The sequence below is a fragment of the Indibacter alkaliphilus LW1 genome (assembly GCF_000295935.2).
GTDB lineage: Bacteria > Bacteroidota > Bacteroidia > Cytophagales > Cyclobacteriaceae > Indibacter > Indibacter alkaliphilus.
Genome location: NZ_ALWO02000040.1, coordinates 120706 through 146211 on the forward strand (window position 1 = coordinate 120706; position 25506 = coordinate 146211).

The following is a 25506-nucleotide window of genomic DNA, read 5'->3' on the forward strand; positions in this document are numbered from 1 at the left end:
TCTTTTATCTCAATAATTTTCACAAGTGGGACAACATACGAATGGCACTTTGGTCAGCGGAGATGTCCTTAAAATCCTAAAATGTCCTAAACCGGATGAGAGTGAGTCAGACGCTACACCTCCCTGGTTTCGCTCATTAATTTTTCTAAGTTTTTCATATTCAGACTTATCTATAAGAAGATTATTCAACCCTCTTCCAAAACTTCTGATATGATCTGCAAAGTTGGTGATGTTAACAAAAACCTCCACTGCCAATACACTCAGGGGGCTATCTTCAGGAAGACCCAAATCCTGCAACAAACCTGCAATCTCCAAACTTGAAAAAGCTGCAATTCCCACAGGATGCAAGCCTTTTTTCAAAGCCAATATAGATCCAAGTTCCATACTCTCAAGGTTTAGTTTCACACTCACAGGCTGCTGATTGAGATGCGTATCGGCATTCACGAAAGTAAACTTTCGAAGCTTTTCCTTTATGGAATCCAGTTCTTTGGCTTCCTCTTTTCTGAAATCATGACGCATAAGCCGTTCGGCTAAAAGTATATTCCTGTAATCTTTAGCATCTGCCTGCTTGACCTGGGTATACAACAATGCCCAAAGGCTTGTTCTGGGTGGATCAGCAGTCACATTTTTACCCTTAATTACAGCCTTTGCAAATGGGGCACTTACGTACAGGGAGTCCACATCTCTATTGACGCTGCATAGCAGAGAAGGAACAGGATGTTGTATCCCGGTAACTCTTATACTTTTTCCAAAACGTCCTTGTGCGGTTGACCAAAGGTTATCATCCTGATTGGCCCAGTGCGTGTGACCTACTCTAAATTCATAAGTAAAGAAACCGAATAGTTCGGGGCTTTCAGCATGTAAACCGGGAGGCAATGGAAGTATGTAATGTCTGTCACTATCGGTGGATTTGATCATGGGCTGCATCGCCGTAATGCCTGCAAGATCATCACTCTGCCCTGGTAGAACTATACGGGTATACTCGGGATCAAGTGGAATTTCAGGTTCTTCTTCGGATACAAATTGCTCTAGGGGGTTTGTGCTGATCAACTGATCAGGTGAAGTGACCAACACCCTACAAAAGTACGTATCATCCGGATTTTCTATAGCTTCTTCAAATTCCACCCAAAGATGCCTGCTTCTGACTTCTGTACTGCTATAGTCTTCGGCTCTCTCATAAGGAGAAAATGCCAAGCCCACAGATACAATTTTAGGTACTTGTGGTGGGATAAGGACCGTGGGAAGCTTTAGGTCCTCCACCATAACATCCTCGACTTCAGGATGTAAAGCCTTAGCATGAATTTTTATGGCATAATCAATCCAGATTTCATCAGGCAGTCGAGGGTTGGTGTTGCCTTTTCTCTTGAATGGTGATTTGGGCTCGATCGCATCAATAAAAATAATCCTTGTAAAATCTCTTCTTACGTTTCCGAATCTATCTTGCTGCAATGATTCAAAAGAAGCGGTTCGTACCATCTCTATATCCCCTATATTAGGTTCAATGATAGGTTGAGGATCTTGGCTCCCCCCATAGTTGAAATGAGCCATCAAAGCGTTTTTTAATTTCCTGCTTAAAAAATCAGCCCCTTGGCCTGATTCTTCAGCAGCCTCTAGTACATCCCTTCTAAACGCTGTGGATTTGCCTATGGTAAATGAAGTCAAATCTAATGCGTCCCAGGCCCAATCTCTATTAACTTGAAAGCTAAGACAGCCTAACCAATGGTCTTGTAATTCTGCTCTACTCGCAAAAGTCACACTACTCCCATCCGGAGCCAATGAATGCCGGATTCGACTGCTCACTCCGAAAACAATCCGCTCCCCTTTTGGTGCATAAACAGTCAAGCCTTTAGCCTGCAAACCCAAAGCACTTGCAAAGCGCTGCACTATATCAGGAATGGATTGAGTTCTGTTTTTGACCAAATGAAACTTTAAAATATCCTTGAGGCTCCCTTTCACTAAAGGAGTGTCGTTAGCCTTAAGGTGGAGTGCCTGCAAGACTGGTATGTTTTTATACGGAACCAATAAATCTGTCTCTGATGTGGATTCTTTGTAAAAAAGAAGCTGTTCAACTTTCCCATATCTACTATCTATGTCTCTATTGTTATCATTGAGAAAACCAAAATAACTGACATCATCTATTCCTCCCCCATCTGCCAATGCCCTCAGACTCACCCTAACCTTTCTGCTGCTTGGCAATACCAAGGCATCCATATTGTCCAGATCTTCTTGCTTAAGATCATCTCTTAAAAATGGATTTGCCTGCTCTTCAAGGTTGAGAACCGGTACATCTATAAATTGAACCGGGACTTCCATTTCCTCAAAAAAATCATCTGAAAAAGTACGGGTAGTTGTATAAAGGGTAAGGTAAGGCTCATCTCCATTTTCGCTCAAGGAATTATCCATTGACAAACTCTGAACCTCAACCCTGAACTCCACTCTATTGGCATCAGGATCCGGAATTCCAAGAACTAATTGATTATCCCCATTAAAATCTAAGTTCTTGAGCATTTCAACTGGATCCATTCCTCTCTGTTGATATTTTCCGGTAAATACCACCGCAGGATATTCCATCAAAGGCCGTGATATTCTTAAGACCTGATTATCGAGGAATTCAGTTTCTTCTATATTCGCAGCATTAAAAATCTGCGCTTTGAAGGTTGTTATGAGGTCCGGCTTGACTATTTTGAGGTTTGCCGGTCCCAAGTACCTTTTAAAAGAAACAGTTGTAGCCGGGGATGGGCTTGCTTGCAGTGGTTCATCTTCCAAAACCGGTCCACCTCCACTGATATCAGCCATTCTAACTCTAAACTGATAGGTTTTTCCATACCTTAGCTGTGTATTTACCTGAGGTGCTGCCAAGACATTATTCTTGATAGATCTGCTTTGACCATTTTCAGGGTCCATCCCTTCGGAGGCAATAAAGCCTTTGTTCAATTGGTCATTTTTATAAATTTCAAGGGCATCTGCATCTTCCACGACCATACTTTTGCCTACCCAATTGGCAAAATACATTGGCAACCAATATGGGTTTGGCTGCAAACTCCTCTTTTTAGAGGGAAATACTTGATATGGCAACTCCACGATTCCATCATCCAAATGGTCCGCTAGAGCAAGTACACCTTTATTTATATACGACCTGTTCAGGCTCTCCCATTGGCTCCCAAGCTCTTGTTCTCTAACATCAATTTTATACCCTATCACACCCAAAGGCACATCCACTCTTTTTCCATTACCTGGAATATCGGATTCATTTTCCACCAATTGCCGAATATACCAGATCAAAATCTGTTCATCATCCCATGCCAGCCTAATACCTGTTTCAAATTGAGGCAATATCCCATCTGAAGTTTCCTTCAGTAAATCTGTACTAACTGCCTGTCCCGCATGAACAATTTTTGCAAACCCGTCATCGTAGGTCATTGCCTCTCTGAAAAGCCTATCCCAAGGAGCTGGAGGTACAGCATCAAAGTCAGATTGATTGTTTTTCCGATATAGAACAGGGAATAATATGGGAGCAAAAACAGGTCTTTCGGAACCTGCTTCCAACTTTGGAATCCGGGCAGCGTAACGTTTGATAAGCGGACCATCCTCATGTTCCAATGTCGCATGTTGAACTTCCACCCAGCCTTCGTTGAGGATGTCCACATAGATATAGCCTCCTTTTTCAATTTCTTCCGAATCCAATGGTATCACTACCTCATAAATCATCCCGCAGGCTCTTGCCAATAAGGGCTGCTTCAAAATATGCGCAAAAACCTTCCCCCAGCTCAGGGTATCTTTGGGAATATAATTATCGATTACATCCGCCTCCTTTTTCATATCACAGGCATAACTGTCATCCGTGACAGCATTGGGATGGGCAGGGCGGGTAAAATTGAAACTTTTGCGATAAGACTCTGGTAAAAACTTTTTCACAGAAAAATTCACACCCACTACCTCTCCCAACCTGTCTGTATTGTCCGTAATCTTGTTTCTATCAAAAATATCGGCAATACCATTCAACATCAGCTCTTTTTTTTCTGCCGTTTTGACTGCAACCTCCAGCATTCTTGGTTTTCTCTCATCTGCTGAAGCATTTGCCAATGGAAAATCATCCAAACCTTTTACAATCCCAATTGAAAATTGAGGATTCAACGTGGAAAAAGGAGGAACTATCTGGGTCGGATTTTGCCCCACCTGAAATTCAGTAAATGGGTTATGATTTCTTGGAATCAAAACAATATTTACATGTAGCCCCTGCGAATCAAACCTTTGAGGGAAAACCATTGTGGTCAATGCTCTAAATTTTTCCATAGTATTGGTATTTAAAAATGAAATCAATCAGGCAATCTGCCTTTTTTCTTGCCAAGTCTCTTCGAAACTGATATCAATCACGAAGCAGATGCTGATTTCCAATCCAAAAGTCATGGACGCCACGCACTCGGTTCTATTTCCTGACCTCGAAACCCCTCCAGCTGCTTCAATATAAATGGTTACGGAGACCATCCCCATTGCCAGACTAATTCTTCCCTTGAACAAAAGAACTGCCAAGAGCTGGAATTTTTTACTACTTATATACAGGTCTGCACCGACTACGTAAGTTACGCTGACATTGCCTATGACCGGTAAACCTACCGTAATGGTTGCCCCAAAACCAAACTTCATCCTTACGTTTGGTCCTTCTCGGGTATCACAGGCCAGCTTAAGGTCCACTTTGCCAACTGCATAAATGGTCGCTGCGCCTATAGTTGCACACATGACTTCCAGACCTCCTTTAAATTGAATAAAGGCACCGGCTGTGGGAAGAAGTTGATTGCCATCTCCGGACACTTTTACAGCAGCGTTGAAATATACTCCAAGAGCCATAGAAGCTTCCAATCTCAATGGTGTAGCTGCGCTATTGTATGCATCTCCTGGCGGAAAATAGATCGTGGGCAGCTCTTTGCTGGCTTCAAACTTATACTCCCAAATCTCACCTGCATTACTCATGGCTATTTTCAGCCCCTTTTTCATAATATCACCATATTCTCCATTTCCCAACATGGCAAGAATCTGAAGGATCTCTACTACAGTTTTCAATTCTGGCCCCAACTCTAATTCCGGCACTTCTATCCCTTGGTTTGCCGAACCTAAGACATTCCCCTCATACCCAGGAACCTTTCCTTTGTAGGAATCAAAATTGCCTTTAATCGTGATCAACCTGTCAAAACCTGCCAAATCAACCACCATTGCCATGTCTTTAAGCCTACTTTTCCAACTATCAGAAGGATCTGGTGAACGGGAAAGGATGTCAAAATCCAACCTTGATTTATTTTCAGGCTTTCCTTGAGGAGTAGCTTTATAGTCAATGTAGATTTTCAGTACATTTTCCATATTCACCAATACTACGTCCTGCGATTGAGGCATATCAAATGAGACCGGTTGGCTATGAGTCGGATTTCTTTGCCCAGTCAATAATTTAAACCCCTGTTCTACTACTACTCCGGCACCTGCAGTAATTGGATCCAATTCCATCAGCTCCAAAACTTTAATGTTTCCATCTTCAAAGTTTACTTCATCAAATGCATTTAATTTAATACTGGGCTCTGAATGCTTATAAACATGAAACAATGGTACCGCTTCCCCAAAATTGCTGCTTGCATCGCCAATATTTGGAAAAATACTATTGGATCTCATCAAGCGATATGCATCCACGAAAAGAGGGGGTGTTTTGCTTAAAAGCTTTTTGGAATTGGGCATAAAAGACGGAGTGAGAAAAAGTGCTTTCTGAGTTGATGTGGATTGAAGAAACCCAAAATTGAGAGTGTCATCATTAGGAACACGATCTATTTCTGTGGGATTTGCCAACCTTATCAATTTATCCTGCTTTACGCTGGGATCAATCACCGAATTTTTGACCCATAATCCGGTTCTGATCACAGGTACCGGCTGATGAGCAGGAAGAGGAAAAACCTCTCCTGTACCCCTGTCATGCTGTACCATTGTCCAACTTCCATCTTTAGGTAAAAATACGCTACCTCGGGCTGACAATACAAAGACCGGTTGCCCTGAATTATTTACAGCATGGCTAAATGACACCCTGTTGATCCTCATTTGCTGACTGCTCTTGTTGAGGTCAATGGTACAGTCCACATCACCACCTATTTCACCATTTTGAAGATTCAAGAGGTTTACCAATTTGCCAGGTGTAAGAGGTACACCTGCTGGAGCAAGTTGTATGTAACCCAAAATCTTTTTTGAGGGAACCCTTCCATTTTTTTGTCCTTGCACCACATTTTCAATCTCAAAATCGGCATCAAACCAGACAGGGACACAATAAACCTTTTGGGTTTTAGGAACATCAAGTATTACTTTTTCACCGAAAATATTAATAAACTCATCTCCTACCTTATATTCATTTTTATCATCAAACTCGGGAAGAGTAGGGTCTTCCTTGATGTTTTTGACATCAAATAAGCCCGAAATTATTCCCGGATGAATGGCATAGGGGCTTTTCTCTGTCTTGAGATCTTTGTTTACTGTATAATTATAACCAAAATCAAAAAGCCCGTTGGATTCTGGCTGCCAACCACTATCTGTCCGGAACACAAAACCATTTGCTCCTCTTAGTATAGTGATGGTACGTACGACCCTTATCCCCCAAGGGTAAATCAAGCTTTTCACTTGAATGACTTCTTGGGCCGTTCTACCAAGCATGATTTGAAACTTTGCCTGTGAAGTTTGGGCAATGGCTGCAGACGGACTTTCCCAATCACTGAATGAACTTGCTCCATAACCCGTAAAATCCATTCGGGTAAGAGGGACTCCTCTCCCAGTAAGCTGATTTGGCTCTTCCTGATCTACAAAAAATTCATTGTTGAAAATATAAGAAACACTATGCCCCAAGGTACTTGTACCAGTTTGGTTTCCGACCATATCCAGTACATTGGACAGTTGCACAGTAGCCCCTGCAAACATTGGTTTGTCAGGTAATTGCACATCATTATTGGATACAGCTTCTTTTTTCCCATGATTACCCGCAATAGTTGCCAAATGAATTCCTCCTTTGATATTATTTGGGAATGCAGGTCTAATATTTAAAAAGGAGGGCTTGATTTCTTCTCTTGAATTGTCAAAACCTAAAAGTGAAAATGCTTTCAATCCAAATGGAAGAGTGAAATAAAATTCCAACCTGGTCTGATCCTTTTTAGAAAAATGCTCCTCTAAAAACTTGCTGAGCGGAATGGGTGCCAACTGCACCGGAAAGGGCCTGTTGTTGAAGATACGAGTAGGTCCACCATCATTCGGATAATAGTTGAATTTGCCGGGAGGATCTCCGGGCATGGTGAATTTATTCCCATGCTCATCTTCCACCTCGTCAGGAGGGCTAAGATTAAACAAAGGTTCCCAAGCCACCTGCGGTAAGGTGAAAATTCTGGCCATAGTGGCAGGAAGTTGAACCTGCATTCCTTCGATAATAAGGCCGGAATGATTGACTGCCTCGATATTATAATTCCCCTCAGCATCTGAAACTGCCACTCCTGCCACATGCCTTTGCCGGTCAAAATCAATACGGCTATAAATGCCCGCTCCTACGGAAACACCCAATTGATTGGCATTGCTACTAACGTCCAAGAGGGCAAAATAATCCAGTAGTTTTTGGCCAAACATTCCATTGTATTGGCTTTCATAATCAGGAAGGGGGCTTACTAGTTTTTTATCCGGATTTTTTTTGGTTCTGCCCCCAAAAGCTGTCGCAGTATTTCCCGAACTTGCAAATACAGGCTTGGTAGCCACAGGAGGAGCACTTTGGGAACTTGCAGTTGCTGATTTTAAGCTTTGAAGTTGGTTTGCATGGTGAAAACTGATTTTCAAGTCGTCCAACTCTCCCTCTGCTTGTGGCTTTTGGACGAGTTGACAAATCAACCAGTTCTGAATCCCTTCCACACCTTTCTGAATATTTACCCTTGTATCTCTTCTCCATTTGTAATTGATCAAATAAGGATCCGGAAGTGTAGGCATATACCCAAAAAGACCAAACTGTAAAAATGTATGGCTTTCTATGATTTTATTCCATTCTTGATTGACCTCTCCGAAAATAATACAAGCATTGACCGGAGACACAGAAAACAGTCCATTTTCCAAAGCAATGGCTTTAGTTTTGAAACTTGGAGTTCTCCTTTCTCCCTCCCCTTTGGAGCTGTCCCAAATTATATTCCCATCATAAAAGTAAACTGCATTTTTACCGACTGTAGCAATAGTGACAAATACAGAATCCTTGGTCAAAATTTCAAAAGCATGCCCATTTACCTGAACAGGCCTATCTATTTGAATATCTGCATTTACCTCAGTCATTGTCATCTCGATGCCCTCCGACAGTACATTGTAGACAAATGGGCTTTCATTCTTAAAAGCCAAATGAATGGAAGTGCCATGGGGATTGATGCTGTCCTTGTAATATTGTATATCCTGAAAGGTCCCATGCCAACTTGATTTGGTATCTGTGAGAGCGATTCTTCCCGGATCCAAAATAAACAGTGGAGAAACCAACTTCCCGTCATTTCCTCCTTGACCCAAACAGGAAAGGCTAAAACCTTCCATTGCCAAAACAGCCAATCCTCCCTCTCCAGATGCTTGCAAAGGCGCATTAATATCCAAGATAGCTGCAGGAACAGCCCACCAAGAAGCTTCTATCCCAGCTTTACCACTTAGTTTGCAATAGGGACTTTTTTGGCTTAAAATTTCCAACTCACTTTGATTACAGCGCATAGGAAACATCATCCTGTTTGTCCTCTGATGAAAAAATGGAACTCCAGAACCCAAGTATCCAAACTTCATGTCTACACCATACAATGTGGCCGAAGCATCGGAGAGATGGGTGATCTTGGCCAGCCCCGGACCTGTAAACTCAAAGTCAAATTTTTGAGGTAAAATTATATTCGTTGCTCTGGCATCCTCTCCCAAAGGACCATCACCAAGCGTAGAAACTTCTTGAGCTTTGAGCTCTAAAGAAATATTCACTTTTGATAAACTGGGGATAACTAATCTGTTGTTTACTACAGTTGGTTTGATACTGAGCCTAACCATACCTCCTTTTACAGCAAGTCCAATATACCTATTTGAAGGAAGACCTTGGGCAAAAAGGTCAACCCTGATCCAGACAGAACCTTCCACCAAGGAATATTCATCTCTGGCCAAATCCTTCAATTCATTGCCCTGCAAAACAAGCCTATTGGTTCTCCATCGACCTGTAAAAAGCAGCGCTGGTTGATTATTCCCTTGCTGGTACAAGGTAATCATCCGCTCTACCCTGTAGATATCGACAAATATCTCACGACCATCAATATGTGGAAGTGGCCCATAGGTGACCTCTGGCCTGGAGCCAGCTGCCCACTCAGGAACACTGTTAGGGATCTGCGTGCTCCGCACCGGAACTTCTCTCAGAAATACACGTGACTCAGATATGCTTTGCTCATTACCAACAGATCCTACAGCTTGCCTGACTGAAGCTCTTTTTTGTTCATCAATTTGATTTTTTTGAAACAAATCCATCCTGTCAATCACAAAGGACTGATTTCTGATTTGATTGAAATCTTGTTTTGATAAGGCAGAAACTGTAAGAGGTAAAGCAGCCTCCCAGTCTTCTCTTTGTTTTTTGGTAAATGTCTGAAGTTGTCCAAAAACAGTGGATAAAAGCTCCTGAATCTCTTGCAGTCTTTCCATGGCATAAAAGGTTAGTGTTAAAAACAATCTGCAACTTTCTTTATCCGCCAAAAAAATTACGCTTTCAACTTAAAAACACCATCCTCACCGCATAAGAACAAAAACCAAAAGAAGCATTAACTTATTGAAAGTTAGATTTTTATTTTTTCAATTGCAATGAATTTTTATTTTATTTATTCGAATAGTACAATTAAAAATATAATCATGAAACTAACTGTTTCAAGTGAATGAAGCAATCCTGCTGTATCACTTTAGAAAATGGATTGAAAAAATTCAGAGGCTTCTCGCTGATGTAAAACAATTACCACCTGTGTAGGCTCAAAATCATGTCAGATTAAAATCTTCATACTAATTTGATCAATCAGACATGAACTGAATTTAAAATCAAATTCCATTTACAAAATCAAACCTTAGGATTTTCACCCAATGAAAATTGAACACTTCAGAGCAAAGTTATTTCTATAAATTTATTTAAATAAATCAGGTTAAAACATGATATTATCCACTCCTCAGAAGAAACTCAAGGTAATCCAAAAGAGGCTGGATAATAAATTAATTTACGGTAATATTGAGCTTATCCAATTACCCTAGTAATGATTTTGAGAGTTATTATTTTCTCCATAGTTTTTTTACTTTGTTTTGAAAATGTTCAAAGCCAGACCTTGAAGGTTTTGGACAAGGAAAACAGTCTACCCATTGAATTTGTGGCTGTTTCCCAGTCCAAAAAAAACATCATTGAATTTACAGATGAGTCTGGCGAAGTGGATTTGGGTTCATTCTCCAAGTCCGAGAAAGTGGAAATACGGCTTTATGGCTACAAACCAAAGCTAAGGTCGTTTGCCGAACTTGAAGCCAAAGAATTTACAGTCTATCTAGAATCCAGTACCATAGCTTTGGAACAAGCAGTGGTGTCCGCTACCAAGTGGAGTCAATCAAGGCAGGAAATTCCGGCAAGAATCACTTCTATCTCCAAAGAAGAACGGGAATTACTCAACCCACAGACAGCCGCTGACCTGCTAGGAATATCCGGAGAGGTTTTTATCCAAAAAAGCCAACAAGGTGGGGGTAGTCCAATGATCAGAGGATTTTCAACCAACCGCTTGCTATATACAGTAGACGGAGTGAGGATGAACACAGCCATCTTTCGGAGTGGTAATCTGCACAATGTAATTTCACTTGATCCTTTTGCCACAGAAAGTACGGAGGTATTTTTCGGCCCTGGATCCATCATTTACGGTAGTGATGCCATAGGTGCTGTGATGAGCTTTCAGACTTTACAGGCTGAGCTTTCTAAAGAAGAAGATTTTTATATCAAAGGAAGTACAGCCTTAAGAACAAGTACTGCCAACAATGAAAAAACAGGCCACGCACATTTCAAATACGGCGGCAAAAAATGGGCTGCGGTCACCAGCATCAGTCGCAACGATTATGGAGACTTGAGAATGGGCAGTAGGGGGCCTGATATTTTTCTGAGGCCTAACTTGGTCGTCAGGGATGGAAATCAGGATGTTGTTGTAGAAAACCCTGATCCCCTGGTTCAGGTGCCGACCAGATATGATCAATTTAATGTGATGCAAAAGATCAGGTTTTCATCCAATAAAAAATGGGATTTCCAGTATGGGTTTCACTACTCAGCAAGCTCGGAATTTGATAGATACGACCGACTGCTTAGGGTTCGTCCAAATGGGCTACCAGCATCAGGGGAATGGAAATACGGTCCTCAATCCTGGATGATGAATCATTTGAAAATTTCCCATACAGCAGAAGAGGCCAGTCTTTACGATCAATTTACTTTGAGTCTTGCAGTGCAAAATTTTGAAGAAAGCAGGATAGATCGAAATTTCAACAACCCCAACAGGAGAACCCGTATAGAAGAGGTGGATGCCTACTCAGCAAACTTGGACTTTATGAAAGAGCTTCCTAATGACGCCAAGGTTTTTTATGGACTGGAATATATCTGGAATGAAGTACGCTCAACCGGAAAATCTGAAAATATCCTGACAGGCGATATGAGAAATACAGCGGCAAGATACCCTATGGCGAGCTGGAATTCTTATGCAGCTTATGCTACATATCAAAAGAAGCTCAGCCCTTCCTCTTTAATTCAGACTGGATTGAGGTACAGCAGGTTTGGAATAAGTGCTGACTTCAGTGCCAATCAGGAGTTTTACCCTTTACCATTTTCCCAAAGCAGTAATGAAGAAGGAGCCTTAACGGCAAGTGCAGGATGGGTATATACACCTATGGATACCTGGACTTTTCACCTCAATGCATCCACAGGATTCCGTGCACCAAATGTGGATGACATTGGAAAAGTCTTCGATTCTGAACCAGGCACAGTAATGATTCCCAACCCCAATCTCAAGGCAGAGTATGCATATAATCTGGAAATCAATGCTGGCAAAGTAATCAATGAAAACATTATGTTTGACTTGACAGCTTATTACACTTTATTGGAAAATGCACTTGTAAGGAGAGAAGCTACTTTAAATGGCCAGGACAGTATCATTTATGACGGGGAACTAAGCAGGGTATTGGCTTTGCAGAATGCTGCCTTTGTAAGGATTATTGGCCTTCAAGCTGCATTGGAAATCAAGCTTCCACAAAACCTGTCGCTATCTTCGAGAATCAATATACAAAAGGGGGTAGAAGAAATGGAAAACGGTATACAAAGTCCTTCCAGACATGCTCCTCCTACATTTGGAGTAACCCGATTGGAGTTCAAGAAAGATAAGTATAGAGCGCAACTTTACACCGAGTACGCAGGAGGTTTTTCATTTGACCAGCTACCTTTGGAAGAGAGGGGAAAACCTGAGTTATATGCAATCGATGAAAATGGCAACCCTTTCAGTCCCTCTTGGGCTACGGTCAACGCAAAGGGATTTTATCAATTACTCCAAAATGTATCACTAAGTGCCGGTGTGGAAAACATTAGCGATGTGAGGTTTAGAACCTACGGTTCGGGTATAGCAGCCCCCGGCAGAAATTTTATCATCTCCCTAATTGCCGGCTTTTAGAAAGATTCAAAAATATTGATGCTTGCTATCATTTTTTCTACAATATGATTCAATACATTGTAAGTGATCAGAAAAACAGAGATATTTCATGAATTTAAAGCCTGATTTAAAATTTCAAAATGAATCTTGGGAAGGTATCCGGAGTATTGAAATATAGCTAGTCTGATAATCTTTCTAGTAAGTATAAGATTCTTTTCGGGCATTCTTACCGAGCTTACTTAAGCTCAAATACCTGATTACTTAATAAATATGATCGAATCTATTGAAGTATGGGCCTATGAGCAAGGGCCGGTAAAATCTGCCTTAGTGGCGACTATTTTTACCTGGTTGATGACTGCAATGGGCGCTTCCATCGTTTTTTTCTTCAAGACTATCCGTCGCTCGGTATTTGACACTATGCTTGGTTTTACTGGAGGAGTGATGATTGCAGCCAGCTTCTGGTCTCTTTTGACACCAGCTTTGGAATATGCAAAGGAGATTCACCCTGGATTGCATTGGGCTCCTGTGGCTGGGGGATTTCTACTAGGAGGACTTTTCATATTCCTTTTAGATAGATTACTTCCTCATTTACATATCAACTTTTCCAAAAGTGAATCTGAAGGTATCCCTACCAATTGGCACAAATCTACCCTTTTGCTTTTAGCCATCACCTTACATAATATTCCTGAAGGTTTGGCCATTGGAATGTTGTTTGGAACTGCTGCCCTAAACCTGGATCAAGCGACCCTAACGGCAGCTATAGCATTGACTATAGGTATAGGAATCCAAAACCTCCCAGAGGGGATGGCTGTAGCAATGCCACTAAGAAGAAACGGAGCCAGTAGGACCAAGAGCTTCATGTTTGGCCAGCTTTCTGCAATGGTAGAACCTATCGCAGGGGTAGTTGGCGCATTGGCAGTAGTATATATGAAAAATATTTTACCCTATGCTCTGGCATTTTCGGCAGGAGCTATGATCTATGTAGTGGTAGAAGAGGTGATACCTGAAACTCAAAGAGATAAATACACAGATTTAGCTGTTCTCGGCTTTATGTTGGGCTTTACGATCATGATGATTTTGGATGTAGGAATTGGTTAGGATAAAAGTTTTTAATTTATGGAGTTGAATATTGTTTTTGGAACGTTGATTCTTGCTTTGGTTCTTTTTATCTGGGGAAAGTTCAGGCATGACGTGGTTGCTATATTTTGCTTATTAATTCTCACCATTACAGAAATAATACCCGTAGAAGAAGCATTTTTTGGATTCGCTCACCCTGCTGTCATCACAGTCGCTGTGATTTTGGTGGTAAGCGCAGGACTTCAAAACTCAGGGTTAATAGACCTGATTGGCCAATGGATAATCAAATTAGGAAATAACCTGACCTTACAGATAGCGGTCCTCTGTGTGACAGTTTGTATCGCTTCGGCTTTTATGAACAATGTGGGGGCCCTTGCTGTCATGATGCCTGTGGCACTACATTTAGCTAAAAAAAGCGGTAACTCACCTTCGTCACTTCTTATGCCCCTGGCCTTTGCCTCCTTACTAGGAGGAATGATTACGCTTATCGGTACTCCTCCAAATATTATTATTGCCAGCTTTAGAAATAAAGAAATGCAGGGTTCATTTTCGATGTTTGATTTTGCTCCTGTAGGCTTAGGCGTCTCCCTGGCAGGGCTACTTTTCATTATTTTCATTGGCTGGAGGCTAATTCCAAAAAGAATAAGTGGGAATAAAAAAGATGAGAGCTACTTCGACATAGAAGATTATATTACTGAAATCATAATAGAAAAAGATTCTGAATTAGAAGGGGAATCTCTATTAAAAATATTGGAAATCACTGATGGAGACATACAGGTATTGAGTGTAGTAAGGAGCAATTACCTGATGCATGCACCTGATATGAATATGGTATTGAGAGAAGGAGATATAATTTCCATTGAAAGTGATGGTGATGATTTAAAAACATTCCTTGAAAAAAGTAAATGCACACTTGTAGCAAACAAAGAAAGTGAAAAAGATAATAAGCCAGAAAAGGCCATAGGAAGTGAAGAAATTTCCATTGTCGAAGCTGTAGTAATGGCCGATGCTCCCATATCTAATCAAACAGCCGTCAGTCTTAGGATGCGAAATAGATTTGGGGTCAACTTACTCGCTGTATCGAGGCAAGAGAAAAAAATCAAGAAAAGGTTAGACCATGTCAAATTTAAGGTTGGGGACGTCTTATTATTACAAGGCAATGCCGAGAAAATGAATGAAAGCCTGCAATCTATGGGCTGTCTTCCATTGGCTGACAGAGGATTTTCTATAGGTAAGCCAAAAAGAATTGTATTTGCACTGAGCATATTCATCATTTCCATAGGGCTGATTATTACTGATTTACTTCCGGTTCAGATCAGCTTTACACTGGCAGCCTTTGCCATGGTTGTCACAAAAACTTTGGATCTCAAAGAACTATACCAAAAAATAGACTGGCCGGTCATCGTCTTACTCGGAGCCATGCTTCCATTAGGGACAGCACTGGAAAGCACAGGTGGGGCTAATTTTCTGGCTAATCTGATGTTGGAAATAGGAGCTGAGTTACCGCCTGAAGCTAGTCTGGGTTTATTTTTTGTGACTACCATGTTGCTTTCTAATGTGATCAACAATGCTGCCACAGCAGTTCTTATGGCTCCTATAGCCCTCAATATTGCCCAAGGTCTAGGTGTCTCCTCTGATCCTTTTTTGATGGCAATAGCAGTGGGAGCTTCATCAGCTTTTCTCACTCCCATTGGACATCAATCCAACACTTTGGTGATGGGGCCCGGGGGTTATGCATTCAAGGATTATTTCAAAATGGGACTCCCTATTTCCATTTTAATCACTATTGCTGCAATACCTTTGATTTTGTTTTTCTGGCCACTCTAATACAGCCAAATTAAAGGCTAACAGCATTATTCAATGGGTAGAAACAAATGAGTTTTAAAATCTATTGCAACTTAAGTCACATGCATTGAATTATTAAATGATGAAATTTGAATCAATAACAAAAACAAATTCATCATGGAAGAAGATGACTTTCAGATTTTTTCTTCTCCCAGAATTGGGTTAGGGTTTAGGTCTTCCCTCCTTTTCAGTCCATAGCCCTCTACGGCATATTTTCTAATATGATTTTCCATTTCTTCAATAGAGTCTGTGAGTAAAAACAAATCCAAGTCCTTTTTATCAATAGTACCATATTCTGCCAAATGCTGGATATAATCAAACAAGTGCTCATGGAAATCGCTGCACATCAAAACGACAGGAAATCTTCTCATTACTTTGGTCTGTATCAGGGTAAGTGCTTCAAAAAACTCATCTAAAGTACCAAAGCCTCCTGGCATGACCACAAAAGCATAACTATATTTGGATAGCAAAACCTTTCGGACAAAAAAGTATTTGAAATTCATCCACTTATCTAAGTAAGGGTTCGGATGTTGCTCAAAAGGTAAGATGATATTACACCCAATAGATTTACCTCCAAAGTTTTTTGCCCCACGATTGGCAGCTTCCATGATTCCCGGGCCTCCACCCGTCATTACTGCAAAGCCCATCTGACTTACCCGCTCTCCTACTTCTACCGCTAGCTGATAATATTTGTCCTTTTCCTCAAATCTTGCTGAGCCAAAAACGGTCACACATGGCCCTATAAAATGTAAGATCCTGAATCCTCTTATAAATTCAAGAACAACTTTGACGACAAATTTGAACTCCTTCCATCTTGTCTGTGGTCCGGCAAAAAATTCTTCTTCCTCAGGATTGACCAAGGGTTGAAACGATTTTGGCTTTTCTTTGAGCATAAGTTGTCATTTTGTTGAATTTCCAATTTAAGCAAAGTAAGATTAAAGCCAATTCACCTGATGGGAATTCATTCGCTCTTTTCTTCAACTAAAAAGAGAAATCCTCTTATCTTTAATATGCATATCCGCAATTAGACTACTAGCAAATTTAAATAAGGCCTGGATCAAACCGATACTAATATATACCTGCCTGCCGCAGGTAAGTTGGATACTCATTGATATCGGCTTAAAACCATAGGTTTATTCCACTATTTAGGTTCTACAGGCAAGAAAGCGGATAATCATGATCTTTAACACCTTTTAACCCCAAGCAAAATGAAAAGAAGACAGTTTTCCAAAATCACCGGCATTTCCGTTCTTGGTTTAAGCACCTCTCCCACCCTCCTTTGGTCTGCTCAAGAAAATAATTCACTGAGACTTGGCGGGCCGGTATTTGAAAAATATGATTCTCCTGATTCATGGATTCAAGCTTTGAAAAAATCAAATTACAGGGCTGCATATTGTCCGGTAGGTATTGATGCTTCAAGAGAAACGATCCAGGCTTATGAGGCTGCAGCAAAAGAAGCCAATATCATCATTGCAGAGGTAGGCGCTTGGTCCAATCCTATCAGCCCTGACAAGTCAACAGCTCAAGCTGCTTTTCAAAAATGTGTTGATTCCCTGCAGTTGGCTGAGGATATTGGTGCTAATTGCTGTGTAAATATTGCCGGAAGTAATAACAGGGAAAACTGGGCTGGGCCACACCCTGACAACTTTTCTGAAGATACCTTTGACCAAATTGTAGAAACAACAAGAAAAATCATAGATGAAGTGGATCCAAAAAGGACATTTTTCACCTTGGAGGCTATGCCCTGGATTTTCCCAGAAAACCCAGACTCTTACCTGAAGCTACTCAAGGCTATAGATAGGAAGGCATTTGGGGTCCATCTCGATCCCGTTAATATGATGGTAAGTCCTGCGGTATTTTACAAAAATAGTAACCTGATCAAAGAGTGTTTTGAGAAACTTGGCCCTCATATCAAAAGCTGTCATGCAAAAGACTTAATTTTGAAAGAACGAACCTACATGCCTCAATTTGAAGAGGTGATTCCCGGCAGAGGCATGATGGATTACAGGACATTTATGATTGAAATAAAAAAATCCCCACACATCCCTGTTATGATGGAACACCTTGAAACTGCGGAAGAATATCTTCAAGGAGCTAACTACATCAGGTCAAAAGCAAAAGAAGTGGGTCTGGTGGCCTAATCCTTAATAGTATAAAATCCACCCATCGATTTCGATACTGTTCTCAAATACTAAGTGAACACTCCCCAGCTTTTTCAATTTGTTTTTCTTGACCATCATAACCGAATTCTTAGGAGAATTTTTGATCAGCCAATCAGGTTCATCCTGAAGGTTGATCAGATTTGATTTCCATGCTATACCTTTTTCAAACTGTACCTCCCTGTTCAAACCTTCATCACCATCATAGAGAGAAATGATGTTTTTCTCGGTAAGAAATGACATGGATGGCATTCTTTTGTCATAAACAAGTATGTTTTCCGAACCCTGGATCTCCGCTTCAATAAATGCAGCAATACGTTTTTGGTCATTCATCAATCCTGGATTGCTTCCAAAGAAATAAGATGAGGAGGCAGTAACTCCCATTACAAATAGGTACGCAGTAAATACTGTTCTATCCACCACTTTCAGAGAAGTTGCCCTTAAGGAGACCAACAAAGAAGCCGTAATAACCAGGATAAAGAAAAATTTATAATTCAAAACAATATTGGAATCAATCAAGGGACTTATGGCCAGGCCTATTAGAATCAGAACATGAAACCCAAACTGAATCCTATCCCACTTCTTATGACTCTTTTCATCTAAACCCAGCCAAACTTTTGCCGCAGCTAAAGCGATTCCAGGATAGATCGGTAAAATGTATAGTATCAATTTAGACTTACTGATAGAAAAAAAGAGTAAGGGAACTATAATCCAAGCCATCAAAAACATTACTTGAGTATCCTTTGACTTCCATATTCTTTTGAAATTGAATCCAAGAATCAGAATCCACGGAAAGGCCGTACCAATTAGCAAGGCAGGATAAAACCATACTGGCTGACTCCTGCTAAAAGTATCTGTAGCAAAGCGCTGTACTGTATGTTTGAAAACAAAATAATCGAGAAATTGAGGGTCTTCCAGAAAAAGGAAAACAAACCAGCTCAAACCCAAAGTGAGAAAAATACCAAATCCTAAAATGTGAACAGACCAAGGACCTTGCTTTTCCTTCAGATAAAATTTACTGAACAAGGTCAGAATTACCGGAACTATCAATACCACCGGCCCCTTGGTGAGAAAACCCAAACCCAACATGAAGTAAGAAAGGAGTAAGAAGAAAGACTTGTAATTTTCAAGGTATTTTAACCAAAAGTAAACCGCCAACAAAACAAATACCACAAGGTAAGCGTCAGTGGTCAATGCTCTTCCGGCAATGATATAAGTTGGGAAAGCCGCAAAAATCATTGAACTGTAGAATGCTTTCTTATCGTCGCTGAAATAAACCAGCCCGATCCTGTAAACCAAAAACAGCATGGCCAACAATGCTACCTGAAGAAAAAACCTAGCAGACCAAGAAGAGACACCGAATATTTTGTAAGATACAGCAGTAATCCAATATGTCATGGGAGGCTTATGGTAATGATAAATACCCATCAGGGTCGGGTGAAGATAATCTCCGGATTCCACCATCTCTTTTCCAATCTGCGCATACCTTGCCTCGCTGCTTTCAGTCACAGTCCAATTATCCAGGTTGAAAAAGAGCACAATTGCTGTGAAAATCATCAAGGCTGGAAATCTGTAGGGTTTAAATTTTAAAAAAAGCGACTTAGACCTTCCGAAGCTTGTTTTGTGATGAAGATATAGGTTTCGTAAGTAAACAATCAACCCAAAACCCTGACCGATAAACAGTACAGCATCATTTCTCATGATTGCGTAACTGGCTATTAGCAATGCCCCTAAAGTACTGATGTACCAGAATGAAACTGGGAATACTGAATCTTTCAATTTTTCAGAATAAACCCACTGAACTACAAATCTGGAAGTAAAGATCAATTGCCCAAGTGTGCCCCAAGTGAGTAAAAAACCTTCAATTTCGGGATTATCTATAAGTCCGTTCCAGTCATAGTCCAAGCCGAAAATCAAAAATAAGAGAAGCAGAAATGGCAGTAAAAAAGCAAATAGCCTAATCATTTTTGGAATCTTGATCCATTCACCTTTTAGCTGGAGATTTCTGATATAAATCAGATAGCCTACAAGTTGACCTCCTACGATCACTATATCATTTCTAAAAAAGCCATAGGTGATCAGGAGAAATGATGCGATCAAACTCAATTGCCAGAAAAGCGTGGGAGAAACTACCTTGTTTGCCTTTTCAGACTTAACCAGTTGTACCAAAAACCTCGACGCGAAAAGGCCCTGCGCTATAAGACCTAGAGCCAATAAAACCTGACTGTTCATTTGTTGATGTTTGGTAGAAAAAGTTTGGATTCATTCACTTGGTACTTGATGTACCTTTTCTTCAACCTATGCACCAACAATGTATCCAAAAAAGGCTGTATCATTCTGTTAAAGGCATTGAACTTCGACACACCCTCCGTTCTTGCAAAATGCCTTACAGGAACAACCTTAACCTGACCTCCATAAATCTGTGTCAAAGCCGGGAAAAATCTATGAACCCCATTGAAAAAAGGAAGCCTTTGAGCAAATTCCCTATTGAATATTTTCAGTGGGCATCCTGTATCCTTCATGCCATCTTGGAGAAAACTATTTCTGAACCAGTTGGCAAAGCTGGAAGAGATCTTCTTTCCCAAGCCATCCTTCCTATCCTGTCTCTCCCCAGTCACAAGCTGGTATTCTTCCACAAAAGACTCAAACTTCAGAAAATCCTCCGGGCTTGTTTGCAGGTCTGCATCCATATACCCTACCCAGTTAGTTACAGCATGGTCAAATCCTGCCTTGATGGCTGTGCTTAGTCCCGCATTTTTTGCGAAAGACACAAATCCAAACCTGGAATCTTCCTCGCATACTTTTTTGATCAAAGCAAGACTCTTATCCTTGGAGCCGTCATTGACAAACAATCCAAATACAAGAAAAGCCGATTTTTCCATGTAGGAGGAAAGAGCTTCCTGAATTCTGGGAATATTTCCCTCTTCATTAAAAACCGGTATGATTACAGTGAGTGCCTTCATGCTGATCAAAAATTATCGCCAAATATACCTATTTTGAATAGAAAAATTAGTTATTGCAACGTTTTTACAGAATTATGAAATTTCCTTTGGTCTGGTTGGAATTTCAAGCTGAATTCAAAAAAAAATATATGAATCCTGAAATATCAAGCACTACGAGGTCCGTAAATCCATCAAAAATGTAAATTTTAAAAATACCGGTTAATTTTTGAACCTATTTTCATCAATTCTATGTGATTTTGTTAAAAACTGGTTTAAAAATAAGGCATAAAAAAAGGAGTCTTTGCAAAAGACTCCAAATGTGGGTTTATTTGTAACTGACTACAGCCATATAAAAATTGGTAATTTTCAAACTTTTAGCGTTTTTTCACTACCAAATTTTTCTAAACTTAAAAAAACCTATCGGAAAGTCCATAAAAACCATAAAATATTTTTTAACAATTTGATAAAGTAAAAATAATCCAAGGTCATGGATACTGATTTTGAAAAACTTTCGGTGTCATTCCAAACTCGTTTTTAAAGGCTCTGATAAAGTAGGTGGGGTTATTGAACCCGGACATGTAGCATACTTCCTGGATTTGTTTGGTGCCTAGTTTGAGGAAATTTTTCGCCAATTTTAAGCGCTCCTTCAGGATATACTCCATTGGACTTATACCGAGCTCGTTTTTGAAAGTCCTGGAAAAATGAGCCTTACTCATACAAGCTTTTGCACTGAGTTGGTCCAAAGTGAAATTTTCCCTGATGTTACTTTTGATATAATCTACCACATAAGCCAGTCTATTGGAAGAGGCCAATGATTGGTAAGTCTTCTCCAGCATATCTCTGGCTTGGGTTTGCGTAAGCCGAATTAACAACTCTTTCAAAGCAAATGAAGCTATGAGATCCTTTTCTTTGGATCTTTCTTTAACGCCGATTCTGATAAACCTGTTGATGATCTCCGAAAGGTCTTTTGTATTAATGAGGTGAAAGTTAGACAAATCGAGACCCCACTCTTTGGTCAGCTCCTTGTCAGGAAGCCTTTCATTGAGCAAATTAAAAGTATTCTCAATCATTTCTTTGGAAATGGACAAGGCAATGCACTGGGTAGGATTATCCATTTTTGCTTCAGGAAAATCTATACGCATCACTTCATTGGGCGGAACAATCACTGATTCACCGGGGAGATAGTCAAAACCTGGTTTTTCAAAAAGATGCATCACCTTTTTACCTTTCAGCATAGTGGTCAGGACAAGGTCTCCAAATACCAGATTTACATCTTTGGCCTCTTGGTGTGTTTCAAAAATATTCAGCTCACAGTCATGCAGGGTGTAGGTTGTTCTATTTTCAACCAGTGTTTTCAAATCCCTTTCATTTCTCCAAGGCACACAGGGGATATAGTTGGTTTTTAGCATGGTTGATTTTGGGTTATCCTTAAAATTATCAAATAAGACACATTAATCAAAACGGGTCGATAAGATGATAGGTTAGGTGGATTTTTCGAAAAATTATTGAAGTAAATTTGACTAAATCCAAAATAATCAAAAAAAATTATGACAACATTAACCTTATCTGAAGCGAAGCCTGTGGACAGGCCTAGAATCAAAGAAAAATATGATCATTTTATAGGAGGCAAATGGGTGGCTCCCGCATCAGGAGAGTATTTTGACAATATTTCTCCTATCGATGGTAAACCTTTTTCCAAAGCTGCAAGAGGTAACAAAGAAGATGTAGAGAAAGCTTTAGATGCAGCGCATGCTGCTTTTCCTTCTTGGTCTAAGACTTCTGCTGCCGAAAGATCACGCTTGTTAAATAAAATAGCGGACGTAATTGAAGAAAATCTGGAAATGCTCGCCCGTGTGGAAACAATTGACAACGGTAAAGCCCTTAGAGAAACCAGAGCAGCAGATTTACCTCTGTGCGTTGATCATTTCAGGTATTTTGCCGGGGTAATCCGAGCAGATGAAAGTACCATTTCTGAGCATGATGAGCATACTGTAAGTATTGCTCTATCCGAACCGCTTGGAGTCGTGGGACAGATCATACCATGGAATTTCCCGCTATTAATGGCTACCTGGAAAATTGCGCCGGCCTTAGCTGCGGGATGTTGCACAGTGGTAAAGCCCGCAGAGCAAACTCCAACAAGTATAATGGTATTGATGGAGTTGGTCGCTGACATTCTTCCTCCCGGGGTATTGAATGTAGTTACGGGATTTGGTCCTGAAGCCGGTAAACCTCTTGCTACATCTAAAAGAGTAACCAAAGTGGCCTTCACAGGAGAAACCACTACAGGTAGGTTGATCATGCAATACGCCTCTGAAAACCTTATACCTGTCACAATGGAACTAGGCGGGAAATCCCCTAATATTTTTATGAAGTCTGTCGCCGACGCTGATGATGAGTTTTTTGATAAAGCTGTCGAAGGCGCAGTGATGTTTGCCTTGAATCAGGGCGAGGTCTGTACATGCCCTTCTAGAATTTTAGTACATGAAGACATTTATGATAGATTCATGGAAAAAGTGGTGGAAAGAACCAAAGCTATCAAAATGGGTCATCCATTGGCAGAAGACACTATGATGGGTGCTCAGGCTTCCAATGATCAGTTTGAAAAAATTCTTTCCTATTTAGACATAGGAAAACAAGAAGGTGCTGAAGTATTGTGTGGAGGTGGAAAAGCCAGCCTTAATTCAGGATTGGAAACTGGCTATTATATACAGCCTACCATATTCAAAGGGCACAATAAAATGAGAGTTTTCCAAGAAGAAATCTTTGGACCGGTTACTTCTGTGACTACTTTCAAAACTACAGAAGAGGCCATAGAAATCGCCAATGACACCATGTATGGTTTGGGAGCAGGACTTTGGTCGCGAGATGCACATGAACTCTATCAGGTACCAAGAGCTATCAAAGCTGGCCGAGTCTGGGTGAATTGCTATCACGCTTACCCTGCTCACGCTCCATTCGGTGGATACAAAAAGTCAGGATTTGGCAGGGAAAATCATCTCATGATGCTCAACCATTACCGTCAAACCAAGAATATGCTGATTTCTTACAGCAAGAACAAGCTTGGTTTCTTTTAGTAGACATAAGATCTAAAGCAAAAGACTTAAGATAAGAGAACTCAAGGCAGAAGATGGAACTTCCATCTTTTGTCTTGATTCTTATTTTGCTGTTAAATTGAGTAGGCTTTATCTCTTGATTCTTATTTCTCGCTTATATTTTCTCATTTCTTCAAAAATTCCCATGACCGAAAGACAATACACTCCCAGAATCCTTATCACAGAAGCATCTATGGATGTCATTGACACCCTGAGGAAACGCTTTGGAACAGAATTAATGTTCCATCAAAGCGGTGGCTGTTGTGATGGATCTTCTCCTATGTGTTTTGAAAAAGGTGATTTTAAAGTTGGAGGAAGTGATGTATGGATGGGGAAGATTTATGGTTGTGATTTTTTTATGAATGAAGATCAATTTGAGTATTGGAAACACACCCAATTGACTTTAGATGTAACTCCGGGTAGAGGAAGCAGCTTTTCCTTAGAAATCCCAATGGGGGTTCGCTTTATGATCAGATCCCGAATGTTTACTATGGAGGAGCTTGAAAATCTTGTTCCCACCAAAACAGGCGAGGAGTATCTGGAAGAAGGATAATTTCAGATCGTCCATGCCGACGGCATTTCGGTTAACCTATTACTATTCTTTACCCGGCAATAAATTACCGGGCTATTACATCGGTCATGCCCATGGGCATTGACTAATAAAACCCGAACCCAAAAACAAAGTCTGCATAAAACTCAAACCAGTCCCATTGGGACGGACTATCTTATAACCAGAGGTTTCAACCTCTGGACCGGTCCATGCCCACCCCCCAAAAATCCCGTAGGGATGACCCATATCCTAATGTAAAATCGTCCATGCCGACGGCATTTCGGTTAACCTATTACTATTCTTTACCCGGCAATAAATTACCGGGCTATTACATCGGTCATGCCCATGGGCATTGACTAATAAAACCCGAACCCAAAAACAAAGTCTGCATAAAACTCAAACCAGTCCCATTGGGACGGACTATCTTATAACCAGAGGTTTCAACCTCTGGACCGGTCCATGCCCACCCCCCAAAAATCCCGTAGGGATGATTAAAATTATATCGGTTCATAAAAAAGGTACTTTTCATCATAATTAACCCCATACTTTTTTAACATCCCGACATACTCATCTTTGAAGGTTTCCTTTTGATGATGCCTTTCCTGATTTTTTATATATCTAAAAACCACATCAACTTGGCCATGGCTATAAGTAACAGACCCATATCCCTCTTGCCACTCAAACCTATTCTTTAAAAATCCTTTCTCATTTATCCATTTTGAAGATTTTGCCTTCACACTTTGCATAATTTCAGAAATAGAATGAACAGGTCTGAATCCGAATAAACAATGAACATGATCACTTACCCCATTAACAATCAATGTTTTGCAATTCACCTCATTGATAAGGTTACCTATCACTTCAAATAATTGAGATTTCCATTCCGGCTTAATTTGAGATTCACGGTATTTAACAGCAAAGACTGTCTGAACATACATTTGAAAATACGTGTTAGGCATAACTCTAAAATTTAAAATTCCATAAAAACTCCTTAAAATTTAAATAATAGAATCCCAACTTCAGAGATATGGTCAAAACTTATCCGTTTAATTTTCAGATCACTCATGCCGACGGCATTTTGGTTACCCTATTACCATTCTTTACCCGGCAATAGATTACCGGGCTATTACATCGGTCATGCCCATGAGCATTGACTAATAAAAC

General features: G+C 40.4%; 14 protein-coding genes. 6 read left to right on the top strand and 8 right to left on the bottom strand.

From position 1 onward, the window contains the following. Window positions 1-9 precede the first annotated feature (9 nt). Both A33Q_RS15590 and A33Q_RS15595 read right to left on the bottom strand, forming a co-directional pair. The gene (locus A33Q_RS15590; protein ID WP_016255385.1) at window positions 10-4293 is read right to left on the bottom strand and encodes a hypothetical protein; all 4284 of its coding nucleotides are present in this window, start codon (window positions 4291-4293) and stop codon (window positions 10-12) included. A gap of 27 nt (window positions 4294-4320) precedes the next feature. Then, window positions 4321-9681, bottom strand: a complete 5361-nt coding sequence (locus tag A33Q_RS15595; RefSeq protein ID WP_009034717.1) for a hypothetical protein — start codon at window positions 9679-9681, stop codon at window positions 4321-4323. A gap of 593 nt (window positions 9682-10274) precedes the next feature. Here A33Q_RS15595 and A33Q_RS15600 point away from each other — a divergent pair. From A33Q_RS15600 to A33Q_RS15610, 3 genes are all read left to right on the top strand, one after another. Then, window positions 10275-12698 (top strand): TonB-dependent receptor plug domain-containing protein, encoded by a 2424-nt coding sequence (locus A33Q_RS15600; RefSeq protein WP_009034718.1) that lies wholly within the window; start codon window positions 10275-10277, stop codon window positions 12696-12698. Window positions 12699-12947: 249 nt separating this feature from the next. Further along, window positions 12948-13775 (top strand): ZIP family metal transporter, encoded by an 828-nt coding sequence (locus A33Q_RS15605; RefSeq protein ID WP_009034719.1) that lies wholly within the window; start codon window positions 12948-12950, stop codon window positions 13773-13775. An 18-nt stretch (window positions 13776-13793) separates the two neighbouring features. Beyond that, a complete protein-coding gene (locus A33Q_RS15610; protein ID WP_009034720.1) occupies window positions 13794-15581 on the top strand; it encodes an SLC13 family permease in 1788 nt (595 codons plus the stop codon). 152 nt (window positions 15582-15733) lie between these two features. Here the strand turns inward: A33Q_RS15610 and A33Q_RS15615 are convergent, their stop codons facing one another. After that, window positions 15734-16492, bottom strand: a complete 759-nt coding sequence (locus tag A33Q_RS15615) for an LOG family protein (protein WP_009034721.1) — start codon at window positions 16490-16492, stop codon at window positions 15734-15736. 315 nt (window positions 16493-16807) lie between these two features. Here A33Q_RS15615 and A33Q_RS15620 point away from each other — a divergent pair, with 315 nt between their 5' ends. Continuing rightward, window positions 16808-17740, top strand: coding sequence for a sugar phosphate isomerase/epimerase family protein (locus A33Q_RS15620; RefSeq protein WP_009034722.1), 933 nt, complete (start codon window positions 16808-16810; stop codon window positions 17738-17740). Window positions 17741-17743: 3 nt separating this feature from the next. On the opposite strand, the gene A33Q_RS15625 is transcribed toward A33Q_RS15620, so the two are convergent. The 3 genes from A33Q_RS15625 to A33Q_RS15635 form a co-directional block, all read right to left on the bottom strand. Continuing rightward, the gene (locus A33Q_RS15625; protein ID WP_009034723.1) at window positions 17744-19990 is read right to left on the bottom strand and encodes a lipid-A-disaccharide synthase N-terminal domain-containing protein; all 2247 of its coding nucleotides are present in this window, start codon (window positions 19988-19990) and stop codon (window positions 17744-17746) included. After that, the gene (locus A33Q_RS15630; protein ID WP_009034724.1) at window positions 19987-20721 is read right to left on the bottom strand and encodes a glycosyltransferase family 2 protein; all 735 of its coding nucleotides are present in this window, start codon (window positions 20719-20721) and stop codon (window positions 19987-19989) included. Before A33Q_RS15630 ends, A33Q_RS15625 begins: the two co-directional genes overlap by 4 nt. A 464-nt stretch (window positions 20722-21185) precedes the next feature. Further along, window positions 21186-22109, bottom strand: a complete 924-nt coding sequence (locus A33Q_RS15635; protein ID WP_009034725.1) for an AraC family transcriptional regulator — start codon at window positions 22107-22109, stop codon at window positions 21186-21188. 138 nt (window positions 22110-22247) lie between these two features. On the opposite strand from A33Q_RS15635, the gene A33Q_RS15640 reads away from it, so the two are divergent. Then, the gene (locus A33Q_RS15640; protein WP_009034726.1) at window positions 22248-23774 is read left to right on the top strand and encodes an aldehyde dehydrogenase family protein; all 1527 of its coding nucleotides are present in this window, start codon (window positions 22248-22250) and stop codon (window positions 23772-23774) included. Between the two features lie 163 nt (window positions 23775-23937). Further along, a complete protein-coding gene (locus A33Q_RS15645) occupies window positions 23938-24345 on the top strand; it encodes a DUF779 domain-containing protein (protein WP_009034727.1) in 408 nt (135 codons plus the stop codon). A 334-nt stretch (window positions 24346-24679) separates the two neighbouring features. Here the strand turns inward: A33Q_RS15645 and A33Q_RS22215 are convergent, their stop codons facing one another. Together A33Q_RS22215 and tnpA are read right to left on the bottom strand one after the other, a co-directional pair. After that, window positions 24680-24853 (bottom strand): hypothetical protein, encoded by a 174-nt coding sequence (locus tag A33Q_RS22215; protein WP_016255391.1) that lies wholly within the window; start codon window positions 24851-24853, stop codon window positions 24680-24682. Further along, complete coding sequence (gene tnpA / locus A33Q_RS15650; RefSeq protein ID WP_040490553.1) at window positions 24840-25301, bottom strand: IS200/IS605 family transposase; 462 nt, start codon at window positions 25299-25301, stop codon at window positions 24840-24842. The genes A33Q_RS22215 and tnpA overlap by 14 nt, the downstream gene beginning before the upstream one ends. Window positions 25302-25506 lie beyond the last annotated feature (205 nt).